At 67.0% G+C, this 15,926-nt stretch carries 16 protein-coding genes; 3 read left to right on the top strand and 13 right to left on the bottom strand.

The window, feature by feature from the left end:
• Positions 1–303 precede the first annotated feature (303 nt).
• Positions 304–1,461, bottom strand: coding sequence for a PA0069 family radical SAM protein (locus tag E3C22_RS08255; RefSeq protein WP_134761513.1), 1,158 nt, complete (start codon positions 1,459–1,461; stop codon positions 304–306).
• 123 nt (positions 1,462–1,584) lie between these two features.
• Here E3C22_RS08255 and E3C22_RS08250 point away from each other — a divergent pair, with 123 nt between their 5' ends.
• Complete coding sequence (locus tag E3C22_RS08250; RefSeq protein ID WP_134761512.1) at positions 1,585–2,115, top strand: glycosyltransferase family protein; 531 nt, start codon at positions 1,585–1,587, stop codon at positions 2,113–2,115.
• 129 nt (positions 2,116–2,244) lie between these two features.
• On the opposite strand, the gene rpsA is transcribed toward E3C22_RS08250, so the two are convergent.
• The 4 genes from rpsA to aroA all read right to left on the bottom strand — a co-directional run bounded on the left by rpsA (position 2,245) and on the right by aroA (position 6,683).
• The gene (gene rpsA, locus E3C22_RS08245; RefSeq protein ID WP_134761511.1) at positions 2,245–3,948 is read right to left on the bottom strand and encodes a 30S ribosomal protein S1; all 1,704 of its coding nucleotides are present in this window, start codon (positions 3,946–3,948) and stop codon (positions 2,245–2,247) included.
• 289 nt (positions 3,949–4,237) lie between these two features.
• Positions 4,238–4,891 carry a (d)CMP kinase gene (gene cmk, locus E3C22_RS08240; protein ID WP_134761510.1) on the bottom strand — a complete coding sequence of 218 codons (654 nt, stop codon included), beginning with the start codon at positions 4,889–4,891 and terminating at the stop codon, positions 4,238–4,240.
• Positions 4,888–5,304 carry a hypothetical protein gene (locus tag E3C22_RS08235; RefSeq protein ID WP_134761509.1) on the bottom strand — a complete coding sequence of 139 codons (417 nt, stop codon included), beginning with the start codon at positions 5,302–5,304 and terminating at the stop codon, positions 4,888–4,890. Before E3C22_RS08235 ends, cmk begins: the two co-directional genes overlap by 4 nt.
• A 20-nt stretch (positions 5,305–5,324) precedes the next feature.
• Positions 5,325–6,683, bottom strand: coding sequence for a 3-phosphoshikimate 1-carboxyvinyltransferase (aroA, locus tag E3C22_RS08230; protein WP_134761508.1), 1,359 nt, complete (start codon positions 6,681–6,683; stop codon positions 5,325–5,327).
• 317 nt (positions 6,684–7,000) lie between these two features.
• On the opposite strand from aroA, the gene E3C22_RS08225 reads away from it, so the two are divergent.
• Complete coding sequence (locus E3C22_RS08225) at positions 7,001–7,375, top strand: TIGR02300 family protein (RefSeq protein WP_134761507.1); 375 nt, start codon at positions 7,001–7,003, stop codon at positions 7,373–7,375.
• Between the two features lie 257 nt (positions 7,376–7,632).
• On the opposite strand, the gene E3C22_RS08220 is transcribed toward E3C22_RS08225, so the two are convergent.
• The 6 genes from E3C22_RS08220 to E3C22_RS08195 all read right to left on the bottom strand — a co-directional run bounded on the left by E3C22_RS08220 (position 7,633) and on the right by E3C22_RS08195 (position 13,352).
• Positions 7,633–7,980, bottom strand: coding sequence for an HPr family phosphocarrier protein (locus tag E3C22_RS08220; protein ID WP_134761506.1), 348 nt, complete (start codon positions 7,978–7,980; stop codon positions 7,633–7,635).
• A 44-nt stretch (positions 7,981–8,024) separates the two neighbouring features.
• Positions 8,025–8,426 carry a PTS sugar transporter subunit IIA gene (locus E3C22_RS08215; RefSeq protein ID WP_134761505.1) on the bottom strand — a complete coding sequence of 134 codons (402 nt, stop codon included), beginning with the start codon at positions 8,424–8,426 and terminating at the stop codon, positions 8,025–8,027.
• A gap of 331 nt (positions 8,427–8,757) precedes the next feature.
• Positions 8,758–9,210: an HPr kinase/phosphorylase gene (locus E3C22_RS08210; RefSeq protein ID WP_134761504.1), complete on the bottom strand. Its 453-nt coding sequence runs from the start codon at positions 9,208–9,210 to the stop codon at positions 8,758–8,760.
• Positions 9,207–11,033, bottom strand: coding sequence for a sensor histidine kinase (locus E3C22_RS08205; RefSeq protein WP_134761503.1), 1,827 nt, complete (start codon positions 11,031–11,033; stop codon positions 9,207–9,209). Before E3C22_RS08205 ends, E3C22_RS08210 begins: the two co-directional genes overlap by 4 nt.
• A gap of 153 nt (positions 11,034–11,186) precedes the next feature.
• Positions 11,187–11,897: a response regulator transcription factor gene (locus tag E3C22_RS08200; RefSeq protein ID WP_134761502.1), complete on the bottom strand. Its 711-nt coding sequence runs from the start codon at positions 11,895–11,897 to the stop codon at positions 11,187–11,189.
• 486 nt (positions 11,898–12,383) lie between these two features.
• On the bottom strand, positions 12,384–13,352 hold the full coding sequence (locus tag E3C22_RS08195) for an NADPH:quinone oxidoreductase family protein (protein ID WP_134761501.1): 969 nt from the start codon (positions 13,350–13,352) through the stop codon (positions 12,384–12,386).
• A gap of 105 nt (positions 13,353–13,457) precedes the next feature.
• Here E3C22_RS08195 and E3C22_RS08190 point away from each other — a divergent pair, with 105 nt between their 5' ends.
• Complete coding sequence (locus tag E3C22_RS08190) at positions 13,458–13,814, top strand: hypothetical protein (RefSeq protein ID WP_134761500.1); 357 nt, start codon at positions 13,458–13,460, stop codon at positions 13,812–13,814.
• A gap of 79 nt (positions 13,815–13,893) precedes the next feature.
• Here the strand turns inward: E3C22_RS08190 and E3C22_RS08185 are convergent, their stop codons facing one another.
• A complete protein-coding gene (locus E3C22_RS08185) occupies positions 13,894–15,111 on the bottom strand; it encodes an acyl-CoA dehydrogenase family protein (RefSeq protein WP_425364964.1) in 1,218 nt (405 codons plus the stop codon).
• 14 nt (positions 15,112–15,125) lie between these two features.
• Positions 15,126–15,845: a TetR/AcrR family transcriptional regulator gene (locus tag E3C22_RS08180; protein WP_134761498.1), complete on the bottom strand. Its 720-nt coding sequence runs from the start codon at positions 15,843–15,845 to the stop codon at positions 15,126–15,128.
• Positions 15,846–15,926: the final 81 nt, after the last annotated feature.

Below are 15,926 nucleotides of genomic sequence, written 5' to 3'. Positions count from 1 at the left end.
TTGCGGCTCTGGCGGTGGACAGGACGGCAGGAGAATCGGAGGAATGCGCGGTCATCGTGCGGCTAAGACTCGCGCATCCTCCGATCCCATGCAAGGCCCGCCGCCGCCCGGGGGGCGCCGGACGGTGGCAGACCTGCCCGGCCGGCCGCAAGGGCCGCCGGGCTGCCGCGCAAAGGGCGATGCGGCGCCCCGGCGACCAGCCTTGCCTGCGGATCGGGCTCGCGGCATCGCCGATACCACCCGCAGGCCTTGTGGATATCCGTCCGAAAAGGCCGCAACCCTCAAGGACGTCCGCCGCGACGATCAGAGCAGGGCGAGCTGAACGCCGGCGCTCTTCGGCGGCGTGAACAGGTCGGTCCGCAGCTTCGTCCGGTCGGCATTGAGGTTCAGCCGCCGGGCCGTCATCTCGAAGCGGCGGCGGATCTGGAAGGCGTATGGCCCCGAGCCGCGCATGCGCTTGCCCCATTCGGCGTCGTAGTCCTTGCCGTCGCGCATCGAGCGAAGCAGGGAAAGAACGTGGCGGTAGCGATCCGGATAGTGCCGCAGCAGCCAGTCCTTGAAGAGCGGCGCCACCTCCAGCGGCAGCCGCAGGAGCACGTAGCCCGCCTCCTTCGCGCCGGCGGTCACGGCGGCTTCGAGCAGCCGCTCGATCTCCGAGTCGTTGAGCCCGGGGATGATCGGCGCGGTCATCACCATGGTCGGGATCTTCGCTTCGGAGAGCGTGCGCACCGCATCGAGACGCTTTGCCGGGGTGGCGGCGCGGGGCTCCATCGCCCTTGCCAGCGTCCGGTCGAGGGTGGTGACCGACAGAGCCACCTTGACGAGGCCCTTCGCCGCCATGCGCGACAGGATGTCGAGGTCGCGGGTCACCAGCGCCGACTTGGTGACGATGCCGACGGGATGGTTCGCCGCCTCGAGCACCTCGAGGATCTCGCGCATCACCCGCCGATCCTTCTCGATCGGTTGATAGGGATCGGTGTTGGTGCCGATGGCGATCGACTTCACCTCGTAGCCGGGCTTGGCGAGTTCGCGCTCCAAAAGCTCGGCGGCGTTCGGCTTGACGAAGAGCCGCGATTCGAAGTCCAGCCCCGGAGAAAGACCCATATAGGCATGGGTGGGCCGGGCGAAGCAGTAGACGCAGCCATGCTCGCAGCCGCGATAGGGGTTGATCGAGCGGTCGAAGGAGATGTCGGGCGAGGCATTGCGGGTGATGATCATCTTCGGCTTTTCCACCTGCACTTCGGTCTTGAAAGCCGGCAGGCTGTCGAGCGTCTCCCAGCCGTCGTCGAAGCTCGCGCGGGAGAACGGCTCGTAGCGCCCGGATGGATTGATGCCGGCGCCGCGGCCCCGCCGCCTGTCGGCCGGAACCCGGAGATTGGCCTTGTCGACGATATGGTTGGCGATTTCGACGCCGTTGGCCCCGGCGAAAGCGGCGCGGTCGGCTGCGGTGATCTGCTGCATCTTCGGCCCTCCCATGGTGGGCAGTCGTTGGTGAACAGATAGCTAATGCCAAAGAGCGAACATTACAAGAACAAAATGAGACCGCACTGGCCAGTGCCTGCAACCTCCGCTACTCCGGGGAACATGTTGAGCGTTTTTATCGACTGCGGTCCGGACGACCAGAAACTGGCGTCGACACTGGCAAGCCTCGTTCCGGGGGCGGTGGAGGGGATCGTCCGCGAGGTCGTGCTGGTCGATCGCGCGATGGGCGCCGACGCCCGCAAGGTCGCCGATCATGCCGGATGCCGGGTGATTGCCGCGGAGGAGCTGCGCGAGGCGATACGCACCGCCAAGGGCGAATGGCTGCTGTTCCTCGAGCCGGGCGCGCGGCTGATGCCCGGCTGGATCGGCGCGGTGATCGACCATGTCGAGACGGTCGGCGCCGGGCGCTCGGTGGCGCCCTGCGCGCGCTTCCGCCGGGCGGCGATCGATCGTCCCGGCTTCTTGCGCAGGCTGCGTCAGATTCGCACCGCGATGGCCGAGGGCTTTCTGGTCAGGAAGAGCCAGGCAATCGGCCTCTCCGGCCTGTCGCCGACGCTGGAGCGGATGGCCAAGGGCGTCGCCGTGACGCGGCTCGACGCCGAGATCCGGCCGGCGCATACGGCGAGAGGGTAGCCGTCGCAGATCCGGCAGTGCCGTCTGAACGAGAGATAACAGACAAAAGCCCGCGGCGATCGCTCGCCGCGGGCTTTTTCATGTCTGGCAGTCCGCCGGCGGAGGGTGCCCCGCCGGCAAGCCGGTCGTTTACTCGTCGTCGCCGCGGTTCTTCAGGGCCGCGCCGAGAATGTCGCCGAGTGAAGCGCCGGAGTCCTGCGAGCCGTACTGCGCGACGGCTTCCTTCTCCTCGGCGATCTGCAGCGCCTTGATCGACACGCCGACCTTGCGGGCCTTCTTGTCGAACTGGGTGACGCGGGCATCGACCTTCTGGCCGACCTGGAAGCGCTCGGGGCGCTGCTCGTCGCGGTCGCGGGCGAGATCGGAGCGGCGGATGAAGGCGGTCAGATCGCTATCGACGATCTTCACCTCGAGCCCGCCGTCCTTGATCTCGGCGACCTCGCAGGTGACGATCGAGCCGCGGCGGATTTCGCCGGCCTCTGCAGCGTCGACGAACGGATCACCGCCAACCTGCTTCATGCCGAGCGAGATGCGCTCCTTGTCGACGTCGACGTCGAGGACCTGGGCCTTGACGATGTCGCCCTTGTTGAACTCCTCGATCACCTGCTCGCCCGGACGGTTCCAGTCGAGATCGGAGAGATGGACCATGCCGTCCACATCGCCTTCGAGACCGATGAACAGGCCGAACTCGGTCTTGTTCTTGACCTCGCCCTCGACCTGGGTGCCGACCGGGAACTTGTCGCGGAAGGCTTCCCACGGGTTCTGCAGGGTCTGCTTGAGGCCGAGCGAGATGCGGCGCTTGTTCGGGTCGACCTCGAGAACGACCACCTCGACCTCCTGAGAGGTGGAGAGGATCTTGCCCGGATGGACGTTCTTCTTCGTCCAGGACATCTCGGAGACGTGGATGAGACCCTCGATCCCCGGCTCGAGCTCCACGAAGGCGCCGTAGTCGGTGATGTTGGTGACGCGGCCGGTGACCTTGACGCCCATCGGGTACTTGACGCCGATGCCGTCCCAGGGATCCGCCTCGAGCTGCTTCATGCCGAGCGAGATGCGGTGGGTTTCCTGGTTGATCCGGATGATCTGGACCTTCACGGTCTGGCCGATCTGCAGGATCTCGGTCGGATGGTTGACGCGGCGCCAGGCCATGTCGGTGACGTGCAGGAGACCGTCGATGCCACCGAGGTCGACGAAGGCGCCGTAGTCGGTGATGTTCTTGACGATACCCTCGACGACCTGACCCTCTTCGAGGTTCTGGACGATCTCGGAGCGCTGCTCGGCCCGGCTCTCCTCGAGAACTGTACGGCGCGAGACCACGATGTTGCCGCGGCGCTTGTCCATCTTGAGGATCTGGAAGGGCTGCGGCGTGTTCATCAGCGGGGTGACGTCGCGGATCGGACGGATGTCGACCTGCGAACGCGGCAGGAAGGCCACGGCACCGTCGAGGTCGACCGTGAAGCCGCCCTTGACCTGGTTGAAGATCTGGCCCTCGACCTTCTCGTTGGCGTTGAACTTCTCTTCGAGGCGGACCCAGCTTTCCTCGCGGCGCGCCTTGTCACGCGACAGGACAGCCTCGCCGAGAGCGTTCTCGATGCGCTCGACATAGATCTCGACGGTGTCGCCGACCTTCAGCTCGCCGTCCTTGCCCTTGGCGCCGAATTCCTTCAGCGGCACGCGGCCTTCCACCTTCAGGCCGGCATCAATGACGGCCATGTCCTTTTCGATCGCGACGACGGTGCCCTTGACCACCATGCCTTCGGCGACGTCCTGCTCATGGAATGAGGCTTCGAGCAGCGACGCGAAGTCTTCGCGCGAGGGGTTGAGGTTAGACATTCTTTCTCCTTGGGGACCCTTCGTGACGCGTCTCGTCGGGAAGGGCATGCGCCTCGGGGTATCCGCCCCGCGCGGGTTGAGCGTTGTCGGATCGTCCGTTCCGGGCTTCCGGTTTCCGCGAATGAACGGCGGAAACCTCCAGGGGCGCCCGGCAGCGTCTCGCGGCGGGCGGAAATGGTCGGCGCTCGAAAAGCCTTGACCGGACGACTGGTTCAGCATGGCCGGGTGGCGGCGGCACGCGCCGCCCCTGATAGCCGAAAAGGGCTCGCCTCCTTCCGGAAGCGGCCCCTCAATGCCTGTCCGGTTCCGCCAGAACGCGATCAACGACCTCGCAGGCAGCCCGGAATGCCGCATCTATATCCAATTCGCTGGTGTCCAGCAAGTGGGCATCGTCAGCCGGCCTGAGTGGTGCCACCACGCGGCCGGAATCGCGCTCGTCGCGGGCCTTCACCTCGGCGAGGATACGTTCGTAGTCGACGTCGTCGCGACCATGGGCGAGGAGTTCGTCAGTGCGCCGGCGGGCCCTGACCTCGGGGGAGGCGGTGACGAAGATCTTGACGCGGGCATTCGGGCAGATCACCGTACCGATGTCGCGGCCGTCGAGGACGGCGCCTTCGCGCCGGGCGGCAAAGCTGCGCTGGAATTCGGTGAGTGCCTCGCGCACCTCCCCATGCACCGCGACCCGCGAGGCGAACTCGCCGGCTTCGTGGCCGCGGAGCGTCGGATCGTCGAGATGGGCAACGTCGAGGGCGCGGGCGAAGGCGCCGGCCTCGGATGGGTCGTCAGGATCGGAGCCGGCGAGCAGGATCTGCCGCCCGACCGCCCGGTAGAGCAGGCCGGTGTCGAGATAGGGCAGCGAATAGTGATGGGCGACACGCTTGGCGAGCGTGCCCTTGCCGGCGGCGGCGGGGCCGTCGATGGCGATGGTGAGCGGCGCCGTCATTGCGCGGCCTCTTCGGCTTCGACGGCCAGCGGCGTGAGGGTGATCTCGCCCCTGGCGTCGAGAATGAGCAGTCCTGCGGCGATCATACTGCCAATGACATAAGGGATGCTGAGAAAAAAGAGAATGAGCGAAAGGTCGCCGATCCAGTGGAGGATCGTGCCGACGAAGCTCAACGCGGCATTGACGAAGCTCCCGTGCGCCGGCTCCGGGGAAGGGGTTGCGGTCCCCATCGGTCCGACAGAGCGCGCTTCGACGGCGACGATCAGAGCGGCAAGGACGACCGTCGGCAAGGGCGCGAGGCGGAGAAGCCGCTGGCCAAGATTCGTTCCCTCGGACAGCAGCACCCGCGCCCGATACCGTCCATAGACGGCCGCAAGCGGGGTGAAGAACACGAGGACGAGTAACAGCGTCATCAATTCCGGCCCATGCCGTCTCAGCTCCCCGCAACCGGGTCCAGCATTGCGCCGAGACCCGCCATCATTGCGCGGAACTCGGGAAAGCTCGTCGCGATCATCCGCGCGTCGTCGATGCCGACCGGTTTCTCGCTCGCCATGCCAAGGACGAGGAAGCTCATGGCGATCCTGTGATCGAGATGGGTGTCGACCCGTCCGCCGCCAAGGCCCTTTCCGTCCGGGATGCCGGTGACCGACAGGCTGTCGGCGCCTTCCTCATGGGAAATGCCGTTTGCCGCCAGACCCTTGGCGACCGCGGCGAGCCTGTCGCTTTCCTTAACGCGCAACTCGTCGAGGCCCTGCATCAGGGTCGTTCCCTCGGCAAAGGCTGCCGCGACGGCGAGCACCGGATATTCATCTATCATCGACGGGGCCCGCTCCGGGGGAACGGCGACACCCTTCAGTTCGGAGTGGCGGACATGCAGATCGGCGACGTCCTCGCCGCCCTCGTTCCGCCGGTTGGCGATCTCGATGGATGCGCCCATCTCGAGCAGGGTTTCGATCAGACCGGTGCGGGTCGGGTTCATCAGGACGTTCTCGATGACGACGTCGGAGCCTGGGACAATGAGCGCCGCGACCAGCGGGAAGGCGGCCGACGACGGGTCGCCCGGCACCGTCAGGTCCTCGACGGCCGTAAGCCGGCCCTGGCCCTCGAGGGCGATGTGGCGGCTGCCTTCGGCATCGCTCGTCACATCGAGCGATGCGCCGAAGCCGGACAGCATCTTTTCGGTATGGTCTCTCGTCGCGACAGGCTCGACCACCGTCGTCACGCCCGGCGCGTTCAGCCCGGCAAGCAGCACGGCCGACTTCACCTGCGCCGAAGCCATCGGCACCCGGTAGCGGATCGGCGCGGCGACCCGCGGGCCGTGGATCGACAAAGGCAGCCGGTCACCCGACCGCGCCACAACCTGGACACCCATCAGCCGCAGCGGATCTAGCACGCGGCCCATCGGCCGGCGCGACAGCGACGCGTCGCCGACGAAGGTAGCGCCGAAGTCGTAGCTGCCGACGAGGCCCATGGTGAGCCGCGCGCCGGTGCCCGCATTGCCGAAGTCGAGGACGCCGGTCGGCTCGAGAAGGGCCCCGTTGCCGACGCCGTCGATCACCCAGACGTCGCCGTCCTTCCTGATCCTGGCGCCCATCGCCGCCATCGCCCGGCCGGTCGCCAGCACGTCCTCGCCTTCGAGAAGGCCGCGGACCCGCGTCGTTCCGGCGGCGAGGCCGCCGAACAGGAAGGCCCGGTGCGAGATCGACTTGTCGCCGGGCACGCGCACCCGGCCGGTGAGCGCGCCCGCCCGTCTTGCCGCAAGCGGCAGCGGCGTCTGGTCGGTAGGCTGCATGTTTCCCAATCCTGGTCGTCGCCGCTTGCGGGCGGCGTGTCGGTGGTCGCGAGGGCGTTGCGAGAAATCGCTTGATCGCACACCGGCCATGTGCCCTTTCTGTCGATCCAATGGGGCTTTGACAAGGGCTGGACGAGGCCGTATGGACCAGCCGATTTTGCCGGGCCAGGGACCGGCCGAAACGCATGCGTCGCTCCCGCCGGGGAACGGCGGCCATCGAGCGCCGGACTCTGGCGACAATCGCCTCGGTCGGGCAGATGTCGCGCCAGCTGCCACGGCCTGCGGCGAGCAATTGAGACAGGAATGATGAGGCAGTAATGGCGAAGCCCGAGCTCGGAACCAAACGGGTCGATCCCGAAACCGGACGCAAGTTCTACGATCTCAACAAGGATCCCATCGTGTCGCCCTTCACGGGCAAGAGCTATCCACGCTCCTATTTCGAGGGGGAGAACTCCAAGATCGAGGAGGAGCCCGAGGAGAAGGAGGAGACGGAAACCGTCGAGAGCACTCCCGACACCGTTTCCCTGGAAGACGTCGCGGAAGAGGAGAACGATTCCGACGTCGACAACCTTCCGGACATCGACGACGATTCCGATGACGGCGACAATGACGACACCTTCCTCGAGGACGACGAGGAAGACGACGACATGTCGGGCATCATCGGCGGCGGGCGCGAGGACGACGAGGACTGATCTTCGCCGAGGGGCTGGGCGGGATCTCCTGCCGGCCGCAAGCCGCAAAAGCAAGATATTGGAAGGCCGGCGTGGCGGAGGCTGCGCCGGATTTTTCGCGTCCGGAGCAGGGTGTGCTCCGAAGCGCGCAAAGACCACTTCGATGTCCTGAGTCAGCGCATCGTCTTTGCCGAAGACCGATCGCCGATTCCCGGGCTGTTGCCACAGTCGACGAAAAGACGAAGCTTGCCGAACGGCAGCACGAGGGCTGACGCGCCTCAGCCATCCTCGCCGAAGCGATTGGCAACGAGGCGTTCGAGGGCGTCCAGCACGGCGACCGAATCCGGCCCGCTGGCGCTAACCTCGATGGAAGTGCCCTGGCTCGCGGCGAGCATCAGAAGGCCCATGATCGACAGGCCGCCGACGCTCATGCCGTCTCGCGAGATGGTGACCTCGGCGTCGAAATTCTCGACCGTCTCGACGAAGCGGGCCGAGGCCCTCGCATGCAGCCCGCGCTTGTTGACGATCGGCAGGATGCGCGGGGCGGGCTCGTCGGCGCGGCGCGGCTTCTGCGGCGCGGCGGCGCCGTCGCAATCGGGGTCTGCGGTAGCCGCTTCGAGTGCCATCCCGCGCCCATCCTTGTTCTCGAAGCTTCGCACGGTTCCGGCTCTCAATTCCCGCTGAGGACGCGGCTTGCCACGTTGATGTATTTTCGTCCGGCCTCCTGGGCCGCCAGCAGCGCTTCGCTCATCGGCTTTTCCTCGCGCACGCTGGCGAGCTTGATGAGGAGCGGCAGGTTGACGCCGGCGAGCACGTCGACCCGGCTGCCCTCCATCACCGAAATGGCGAGGTTCGACGGCGTGCCGCCGAACATGTCGGTGAGAATGATGACGCCCGCGCCGCGATCGGCCCGCGCCACCGCCTCGACGATGTCGATGCGGCGCTGCTCCATGTCGTCCTCGGGGCCGATCGAGATGGTCTCGAAGGCATCCTGCGGCCCGACGACGTGTTCGACGGCGTTGAGGAACTCGTCGGCCAGCCTGCCATGGGTCACGAGTACCAGTCCGATCATGCCGCCTCGCCGATCCGCACGTCGCTGGAGCCTGCCATGGCCGCTTTCTCCATCACCTTCTCGCGTGCCTCGCATCCGAACAGGATCCGCGAAGGCCGCTCCAAATTCTTCGATCGCCCGTCGTGCCGACCCGCAAACCTTCGTCCGGTTCCGGCCGACAGCCTTGCATTTGCGGCCCGCTTGCGGGTCCTGGCCGACCCGAAAGTAGCCGCCGACCCTTCGTCAGCGTGCGGCATCTTGGCAGCCCTGACCGAATCCGCAAGTCAAATGATCGCTGCTTGGGCTTGTGTGATGCTTTTGCATGCATCGATCACCGCCCCGTCGCGAACAATCAGTCCGGCAGGCGGCTGGAAAGCGCGAGGGTGAGGAGGATGTCGGCCGCCAATGCGGCCTCCTGTCGCGGCAGCCGCACCATCGGGAAGGAGAGGCCGAGGATCTCGGTGGACAGGGTACCGGGATGGCGAGGGAGGGCGTCGGCTGGTTCGAGGTCGGCGACGAGCCAGAGGTCCGCGGCGGGACGCGCCGGCTCGGTGACGATGCCGATGCCGGAAATCTCCAGCATGCCCTTCAGCATCGCGGGTGCCGAAAGCCGGACGCTGCCATCGGCGGCTTCGATGTCCACCCGGTCGTCGGCAACAAGTTCCGCGGCCGCGCCGGGAAGCGGGCCGCGCCGCAGAAGCGCGAGAACGAGTGCCGACTTGCCGCTTCGCGCCGGCCCGCGGATGAGGACGCCGCGGCCACCGAGCGCGACGGCGGAGGCGTGAAGATTGGCGCGGGCGGTCATTCTGCCGGCAGGGTGACGACGAAGCGGGCGCCGCCGATGCCGTTCGGTGCCTCGTCGTCCTCGATGTTCTCGGCGCGGATCGTCCCGTCATGGGCCTCGACGATCTGCCGCGAGATCGACAGGCCGAGGCCGGAATTCTGGCCGAAGGCCTCGCCGGCCGGCCGGTCGGTGTAGAAGCGCTCGAAGATCCGGTCGATGATCTCGGCCTGGATACCCGGGCCGTTGTCCTCGATGGTGACGATCACCCGCTGGCCGCGCCGGCGGATATAGACGTCGATGCGCCCGTCCTCGGCCGGGACGAAGGACCGCGCGTTCTCGATCAGGTTGGTGAACACCTGGCTGAGGCGCAGGTCATGGCCCGCGACGACGTAGCCGAGCCGCTGCGTCGGCGGCAGCTTCTGTGCCGCGAAATTCATCGTCACCTTGCGGCCCGGCGCGACATGGCTGCGGGCGCCCTCGACGACGGAGCGCAGCAGCGCGGCGAGATCGACCTTGGCGGCGACATGGCGGGCGAGTTCGGCATCGAGGCGCGAGGCGTCGGAAATGTCGGTGATCAGCCGGTCGAGCCGCCGGACATCGTGCTGGATGATCTCCATCAGCCGCTCGCGGGAATTCTCGTTCCTTGCGAGCGGAAGGGTCTCGACGGCGCTGCGCAGCGAGGTCAGCGGGTTCTTCAGTTCGTGGGAGACGTCGGCTGCGAAGGATTCGATCGCATCGATCCGCGCATAGAGGGACTGCGTCATGTCGCTGAGGGCGCGGGCGAGATTGCCGATCTCGTCGGTGCGGTCGCCGAAGTCGGGGATCGCCGCACGGTCCTTGACGCCGCGCCGCACCCGGATGGCGGCCGCCGACAGACGGCGCAGCGGCGTCGCGATGGTTGAGGCGAGCAGCGTCGACAGGACGATGACCACCAGCGCAGCGACGCCGAAGACCCGCACGATCGCCATTCGCTCGGCCTGGACGATCTTGTCGATGTCGCCGCCCTGGGTCGACAGGAGCAGCACGCCGAGGACGGCGCGGAAGCGCTGGATCGGCACGGCGACCGAGACGATCAGCTCGCCGTTCTCCGTTGCCCGAACCACGGTGGCCGGGCCGCCGGTGAGGGCGTTCATCACCTCCGGATAGGCGGTGCCCGATCCGCCGGGCGCCTCGCGGTAGATCGGCAGGTCGTTGCCGGTGAAGATGCCGCGCAGATAGGACAGGGTGCGGCTGGCAAGGTTCGGCGCGTCGGGAGAGACGGGCGGCAGGTCGTAGCGCAGGATCTGGCCGCGGGAATAAAGGTGGCGCGAATCGAGGATCAGATTCGCGTCGCGGTCGTAGAGCCGCGCCCTGGTTCTGGTCGGGGAGATCAGCCGCCGGAGAAGCGGGGCGACGCGCTCTGGATTGATCGGGAAGTCGAGGCTGTCGGTCGCTTCCGCCGAAGGAGCCAGCGTGTCGCCGGCCTGGAGTTCGAGCAGCCGCTCCGGATCGAGGGTGATCGAATTGGTCTCGACCGTCGCCGAGGAGGCGATGGCCGCCGCGATGATCTCGCCCTGGGTCAAAAGGCTCTCCACGCGAGCGTCGATCAGCCCGGCGCGGAACTGGTTGAGATAGAGGATGCCGGAGACCAGCACGATCAGCGCGACGAGGTTGAGGAAGACGATCCGCCGCGTCAGCGAGGAGAAGATCGAGTGGCCGAGCAGCCAGCGCAGCCGGTAGAGGACGCGGCGGATGAAGGGCAGGCGGCGCAGCCGCTTGCGCACCATGGCGTCGCGGCGCCGCCGGCGCTCCGCTGCGGCGTCGTCCTGGCTCTGCCTGTCGTCACTTTCCGAAACCGAAACCATGAACCTTCAAGTCTGGCAGACCGGCGGCTGCCCGGCAGAGGGTGATCGGCGATGACGGCACCCTTGCGACCGGCCTCTCCGGTCATGCCGCCGACGCATCGGCCGTATGAGAGGCGCTGCGGCCGGGACCCCGCCTGTTCGGGCCTGTTCCGCTTACACCTCGCGGAAACGGTACCCGACGCCGTAGAGAGTTTCGATCATGTCGAAATCGTCGTCGATCGCCTTGAACTTCTTGCGCAGCCGCTTGATGTGGCTGTCGATGGTGCGGTCGTCGACATAGACCTGCTCGTCATAGGCGGCGTCCATCAGCGCGTCGCGGCTCTTCACGACGCCTGGCCGCATCGCCAGCGCGTGCAGGATGAGGAATTCGGTAACGGTCAGGGTCACCGGCCGGCTCTTCCAGGTGCAGGTGTGGCGCTCCTGGTCCATCACCAGCTGGCCGCGCTCCAGCGACGATTCGGGCGAGACCGTCTGACCGGGCGCCTTGGCTCCCGCTTCGCGCGGCGCGCCGCGCCGGAGGATCGCCCGCACCCTTTCGACCAGCAGCCGCTGCGAGAAGGGTTTGCGGATATAGTCGTCGGCGCCCATCTTCAGGCCGAAGAGCTCGTCGATCTCCTCGTCCTTGGAGGTCAGGAAGATCACCGGCAGATCGGACTTCTGGCGCAGCCGCCGCAGCAGCTCCATCCCGTCCATGCGGGGCATCTTGATGTCGAAGATCGCCAGATGCGGCGGGCTCGACTGGAGGCCCTCGAGGGCGGAGGCTCCGTCGGTGTAGGTTTCGACCCTGTAACCCTCGTTTTCCAGTGCAATCGAGACGGACGTCAGAATGTTTCGGTCGTCATCCACGAGGGCGATCGTCGGCATTGTCAATCTTCTCCAGTCTTCGATCCGGCCGCCGGCCGCTCGTCTTGTCGAGCGGGGAAAGCCGCCGGATCAGGCGCGGTGCAGGAAGAGCGACACTGCAGGGCATTTGCCCCGGTATCTGCCGTCTCGAACCCGCGCCGTCGCATGGAAGAGCCCCTTCGTCGTCATCAATCCGCGTAAAATGTGGCGGAATGCAAAACATGCAATGTCAGGGCCCCGGGTATCGACGCCCGATCCGGCGAGACGGGCCGGCAATTGCTGCCGGCGTCTCGCATCGTACGCGCCGCCGTCGACGCTCGGCCGGCTGAAGAAAGCGCGGCAGGAGCGGGGACGTCGCCTGCCACTATAACAGAAGATCGGCGAAATGCAGCCCGTCCGGCAATCGGTCTCCGACAGCCGCCGCCCGGGGCCGGCGACGGTCACGCCGTCATCCTGCCGTTCGCCGAGCGCGACCAGTTCGCCGTTCTCCGGGCCCGCAGGCATCGGTCAGGGAATCAGCACGATCTTGCCGAGGGTCTTGCGCTCGTGCATCCGCTGGAGGACGTCGGCCGCGTCCCTCAGTTTCGCCCGCTCGCTGATCTCCGGCCGGACCTTGCTGGCTGCCGCCCAGCCCATCAGCTCGGCCATGTTTGCGGCAAAGACATCCGGCTCTTTGGTCGTGAAGGCGCCCCAGAACACGCCGACGCAGGCAAAGCCCTTCACCAGGGCAAGGTTCACCGCGAGCTTCGGAATGGTGCCGGAAGCAAAGCCGATGACCAGCAGACGGCCGTTCCAGGCCATCGACCTGGCCACGGCTTCGAATGCCTCGCCGCCGACCGGGTCGAAGGCGACGTCGATGCCGTTGCCGCCGGTCAGCCGCTTGATGTCGCCGCGAAGGTCGTCATAGCCGATCGCCTCGTCGGCGCCCTTGGCTTTGGCGAGCGCACGCTTTTCCTCGCTGGAGGCGACGGCGATCACCCGGGCGCCGATGATCTTGCCGATCTCGATCGCTGCGATGCCGGTCGAGCCCGCGGCGCCGAGGACCAGCAGCGTCTCGCCGGATGCAAGCTTCGCCCGCTGCTTCAGCGCATGGTGCGAAGTGCCGTAGGCGCAGACGAGGGCGCAGGCCGCCTCGTCGGACACCGAATCGGGGAGGGGCATCGCCGCCTTTTCGTCGGCGAGCACTCTTTCGGCATAAGCGCCGTGGGAAAGCTGGACGACCACCCGGTCGCCGACGGCGTGGCGCGAGACATCCGGCCCGACGGCGACGACGCGGCCGGCCGCCTCCATGCCCGGGATGAAGGGCAGCTCCGGACGCGCCTGATAGAGCCCCTGCACCAGGAGTCCGTCAGGATAGTTAACGCCGATCGCCTCTGCCGCGATGACGATCTGCCGCCCTTCCGGCTGCGGATTCTGCCAGTCCCGCCAGGCCAGATCGGCAATTGCCCCGTAGGTTTCGCAAACGATCGCCCTCAATCGTCAACTCCAGATATAGTTAAAATTGTCTTCACGTATTGATCTCTTGTTACTGTCGTCGAACTTTTTCTAGGCTGCGGCGTTTCATCGCAGGTCATAGTTGTTATGGAAGAAGATCCAATGATTGATTTGGCTCTGTCCCATGATGCGCAGTCGTCTCAGGGATGGTTTACGAAAGGTAAATTATGGTTTCAGGCGCTCGGCCTTCGTGACGAACTGCGAGCCCTGCGGATTTCATCGCCGGCCCTGCTTCCGGCGGTGGTCGCGCCGGCGGTCGCGCTGCCGTGCCTCTACGGCCTGGCGGGTGCGATACTCAACGGCCGGCTCGGCACCTATCTGCCGTTCGGCCGGTTTCGCTACGTCACGGCCGACGAACCGGTCCTCTATCTCGCGACGATCGTCAGCATGGGCCTGACGGTCATCGCCGCGCTGTTCCTGTTCTTCCGGGACGACGGCGCCTGACCGATCGACCTCGCCCCGCCCGGGGATCTTCACGAGCCCCGGCATCTGCGCCGACGCTCGTCGGCGCCGGCCGGCGGCATCATCGGTGCTTCTTCAGCTCCCACCGCGCGACCTGCCGGCGATGCACCGCGTCCGGCCCGTCGGCGAGGCGCAGGGTGCGCAGATGCGTCCACATCCGGGCGAGCGGCGTATCCTGCGAAATCCCCTGGCCGCCATACATCTGCACCGCCTGGTCGACGACATCGAGAGCGACATTCGGCGCGACGACCTTGATCGCAGAAATCCACGGCGCCGCCGCCTTCGGGTCGCCCTCGTCCATCATCCAGGCCGCCTTCAGACAGAGGAGCCGGGCCATCTCGATATCCGTCCTCGCCTTGGCGATGATGTCGTAATTCTCGCCGAGCTCGGCCAGCGGCTTGCCGAAGGCCTCCCGGGAGAGGGCGCGCTCGCAGAGCAGCTCCAGTGCCCGCTCGGCATGGCCGATCGCTCGCATGCAATGGTGGATCCGGCCAGGTCCGAGCCGGCCCTGGGCGATCTCGAAGCCGCGGCCCTCGCCGAGGATCATCGCCGAGCGCGGCACCCGGACGTCAGTGAAGCGGATATGCATGTGGCCGTGCGGCGCATCGTCGTCGCCATAGACCTGCATTGCCCGCAGCACCTCGATCCCCGGCGTTTCCGCCGGAACCAGCAGCATCGAATGGCGCCTGTGCTTCGGCTGGTCCTCGCCGCCGCTGCGCACCATGACGATGTAGATCGCGCAGCGCGGATCGCCGGCGCCCGACGCCCACCATTTCTCGCCGTTGAGGACATAGTCGTAGCCATCGGCAACGCAGCTCATGGCGATGTTCGTCGCGTCCGAGGAGGCGACGTTCGGCTCGGTCATCAGATAGGCCGAGCGGATCTCGCCATCGAGCAGCCGGGGCAGCCAGGGCGCCTTCTGCTCCTCGGTGCAGAAGCGCTCCAGCACCTCCATGTTGCCGGTGTCCGGCGCCGAACAGTTGAAGGTCTCGGCGCCGAGATGCGCCTTGCCCATTTCCTCGGCGAGATAGGCGTATTCGACCGTGTTGAGGCCGTAGCCTCGCTCCGAGTCGGTCAGCCAGAAGTTCCACAGGCCGCGATCCCTCGCCGTCGCCTTCAGCCCCTCCAAAATGTCCTTCTGCCGCGCCGTGTAGACGAAGCGCCCGTCCTTCGGCACGTCGGCGAGAAATTCCTCGCTTGCCGGCGCGATCTCGTTGCGCACCATGTCGCGCACCGCCGCATGGATCGGCCGCAGCCGCTCGGACAGGCCGAGATCCATCGCCCCGGGATTGGTCATCGTGAAAACTCCTCCGCCAGCGTCGCATCCGACGCTCCTGCTCCCCGTATCGCAAAATAGGCCAGTTGCCGCGCGATCAAACCGCCTTTCCCGGCAAGGCCGGCAAGGGTCGCCGGCGACCAGGCAAGCGGCGCATCGAGAGCCGCGACGAAGATGCGGCCGAGCATCTCGGTGTCGCGGCCGGCCGGAAGGTCGCGCTGGTCGGCGGCGCCGGCGATCAGCTCGACGAACACCGCCTCGTAGCGCTCGCGCAGGGCACCAAGGCCCGAAAGGGCGTCCGCCTCCATCTCGGGGAGTGCAGCGGCTGCGGTGCCCGAGGCGGCCTCGGCGAGCGTGCGGTGGAGCGCCGTGCGGGCAAGGACGTCGCCGGCATGCAGCGTCGCGGCCTCCGTCAGCCGGGTGATCGCCCGGTCGCGACGTTCAGCGATCGCCTCGAGCCGGGACGTGATGTCCCTCAGCCCGTCCTCGCAGACATCGGCGAACAGCTCCCCCTTCGATCGATAGCGGTGATAGACGAGGCCCTTGGTGGCGCCGAGGCGCCGCGCCACCTCGTCGATCGAGGCCGTGGCAAAGCCCCGTTCGGCGAAGATCTCGGCGGCCGCCGTGAGGATCCGGCGGCGGAAGGCCATGTCCTCGGCACCGCGGATGGCGGCGAAATTGCGCTCCCCCCGCGGTGGTCTGCCACGCGGCTTTCCGGATGCTGGCGCTCGCGGCATCGGCGATCCTCCGCTCGGCCGGGCCGCCTGGCGCCGGCGATCTCGGGGGATGGGACATACATTGCCGTATGGTGTCAATTC

It is taken from the genome of Jiella endophytica (assembly GCF_004519335.1).
GTDB lineage: Bacteria > Pseudomonadota > Alphaproteobacteria > Rhizobiales > Rhizobiaceae > Jiella > Jiella endophytica.
This window is presented reverse-complemented; position numbering and strand designations above follow the sequence as displayed.

Bases quoted from the DNA above. Each gene is read 5' to 3' on its own strand.
- E3C22_RS08235 (WP_134761509.1), bottom strand. From the start codon at position 5,304: ATGACGCTGTTACTCGTCCTCGTGTTCTTCACCCCGCTTGCGGCCGTC.
- E3C22_RS08180 (WP_134761498.1), bottom strand. From the start codon at position 15,845: ATGCCGCGAGCGCCAGCATCCGGAAAGCCGCGTGGCAGACCACCGCGG.
- rpsA (WP_134761511.1), bottom strand. From the start codon at position 3,948: ATGTCTAACCTCAACCCCTCGCGCGAAGACTTCGCGTCGCTGCTCGAA.
- E3C22_RS08255 (WP_134761513.1), bottom strand. From the start codon at position 1,461: ATGCAGCAGATCACCGCAGCCGACCGCGCCGCTTTCGCCGGGGCCAAC.
- E3C22_RS08190 (WP_134761500.1), top strand. From the start codon at position 13,458: ATGGAAGAAGATCCAATGATTGATTTGGCTCTGTCCCATGATGCGCAG.
- E3C22_RS08210 (WP_134761504.1), bottom strand. From the start codon at position 9,210: ATGACCGCCCGCGCCAATCTTCACGCCTCCGCCGTCGCGCTCGGTGGC.
- E3C22_RS08250 (WP_134761512.1), top strand. From the start codon at position 1,585: ATGTTGAGCGTTTTTATCGACTGCGGTCCGGACGACCAGAAACTGGCG.
- E3C22_RS08225 (WP_134761507.1), top strand. From the start codon at position 7,001: ATGGCGAAGCCCGAGCTCGGAACCAAACGGGTCGATCCCGAAACCGGA.
- aroA (WP_134761508.1), bottom strand. From the start codon at position 6,683: ATGCAGCCTACCGACCAGACGCCGCTGCCGCTTGCGGCAAGACGGGCG.
- E3C22_RS08205 (WP_134761503.1), bottom strand. From the start codon at position 11,033: ATGGTTTCGGTTTCGGAAAGTGACGACAGGCAGAGCCAGGACGACGCC.
- E3C22_RS08220 (WP_134761506.1), bottom strand. From the start codon at position 7,980: ATGGCACTCGAAGCGGCTACCGCAGACCCCGATTGCGACGGCGCCGCC.
- E3C22_RS08185 (WP_425364964.1), bottom strand. From the start codon at position 15,111: ATGGATCTCGGCCTGTCCGAGCGGCTGCGGCCGATCCATGCGGCGGTG.
- E3C22_RS08215 (WP_134761505.1), bottom strand. From the start codon at position 8,426: ATGATCGGACTGGTACTCGTGACCCATGGCAGGCTGGCCGACGAGTTC.
- cmk (WP_134761510.1), bottom strand. From the start codon at position 4,891: ATGACGGCGCCGCTCACCATCGCCATCGACGGCCCCGCCGCCGCCGGC.
- E3C22_RS08200 (WP_134761502.1), bottom strand. From the start codon at position 11,897: ATGCCGACGATCGCCCTCGTGGATGACGACCGAAACATTCTGACGTCC.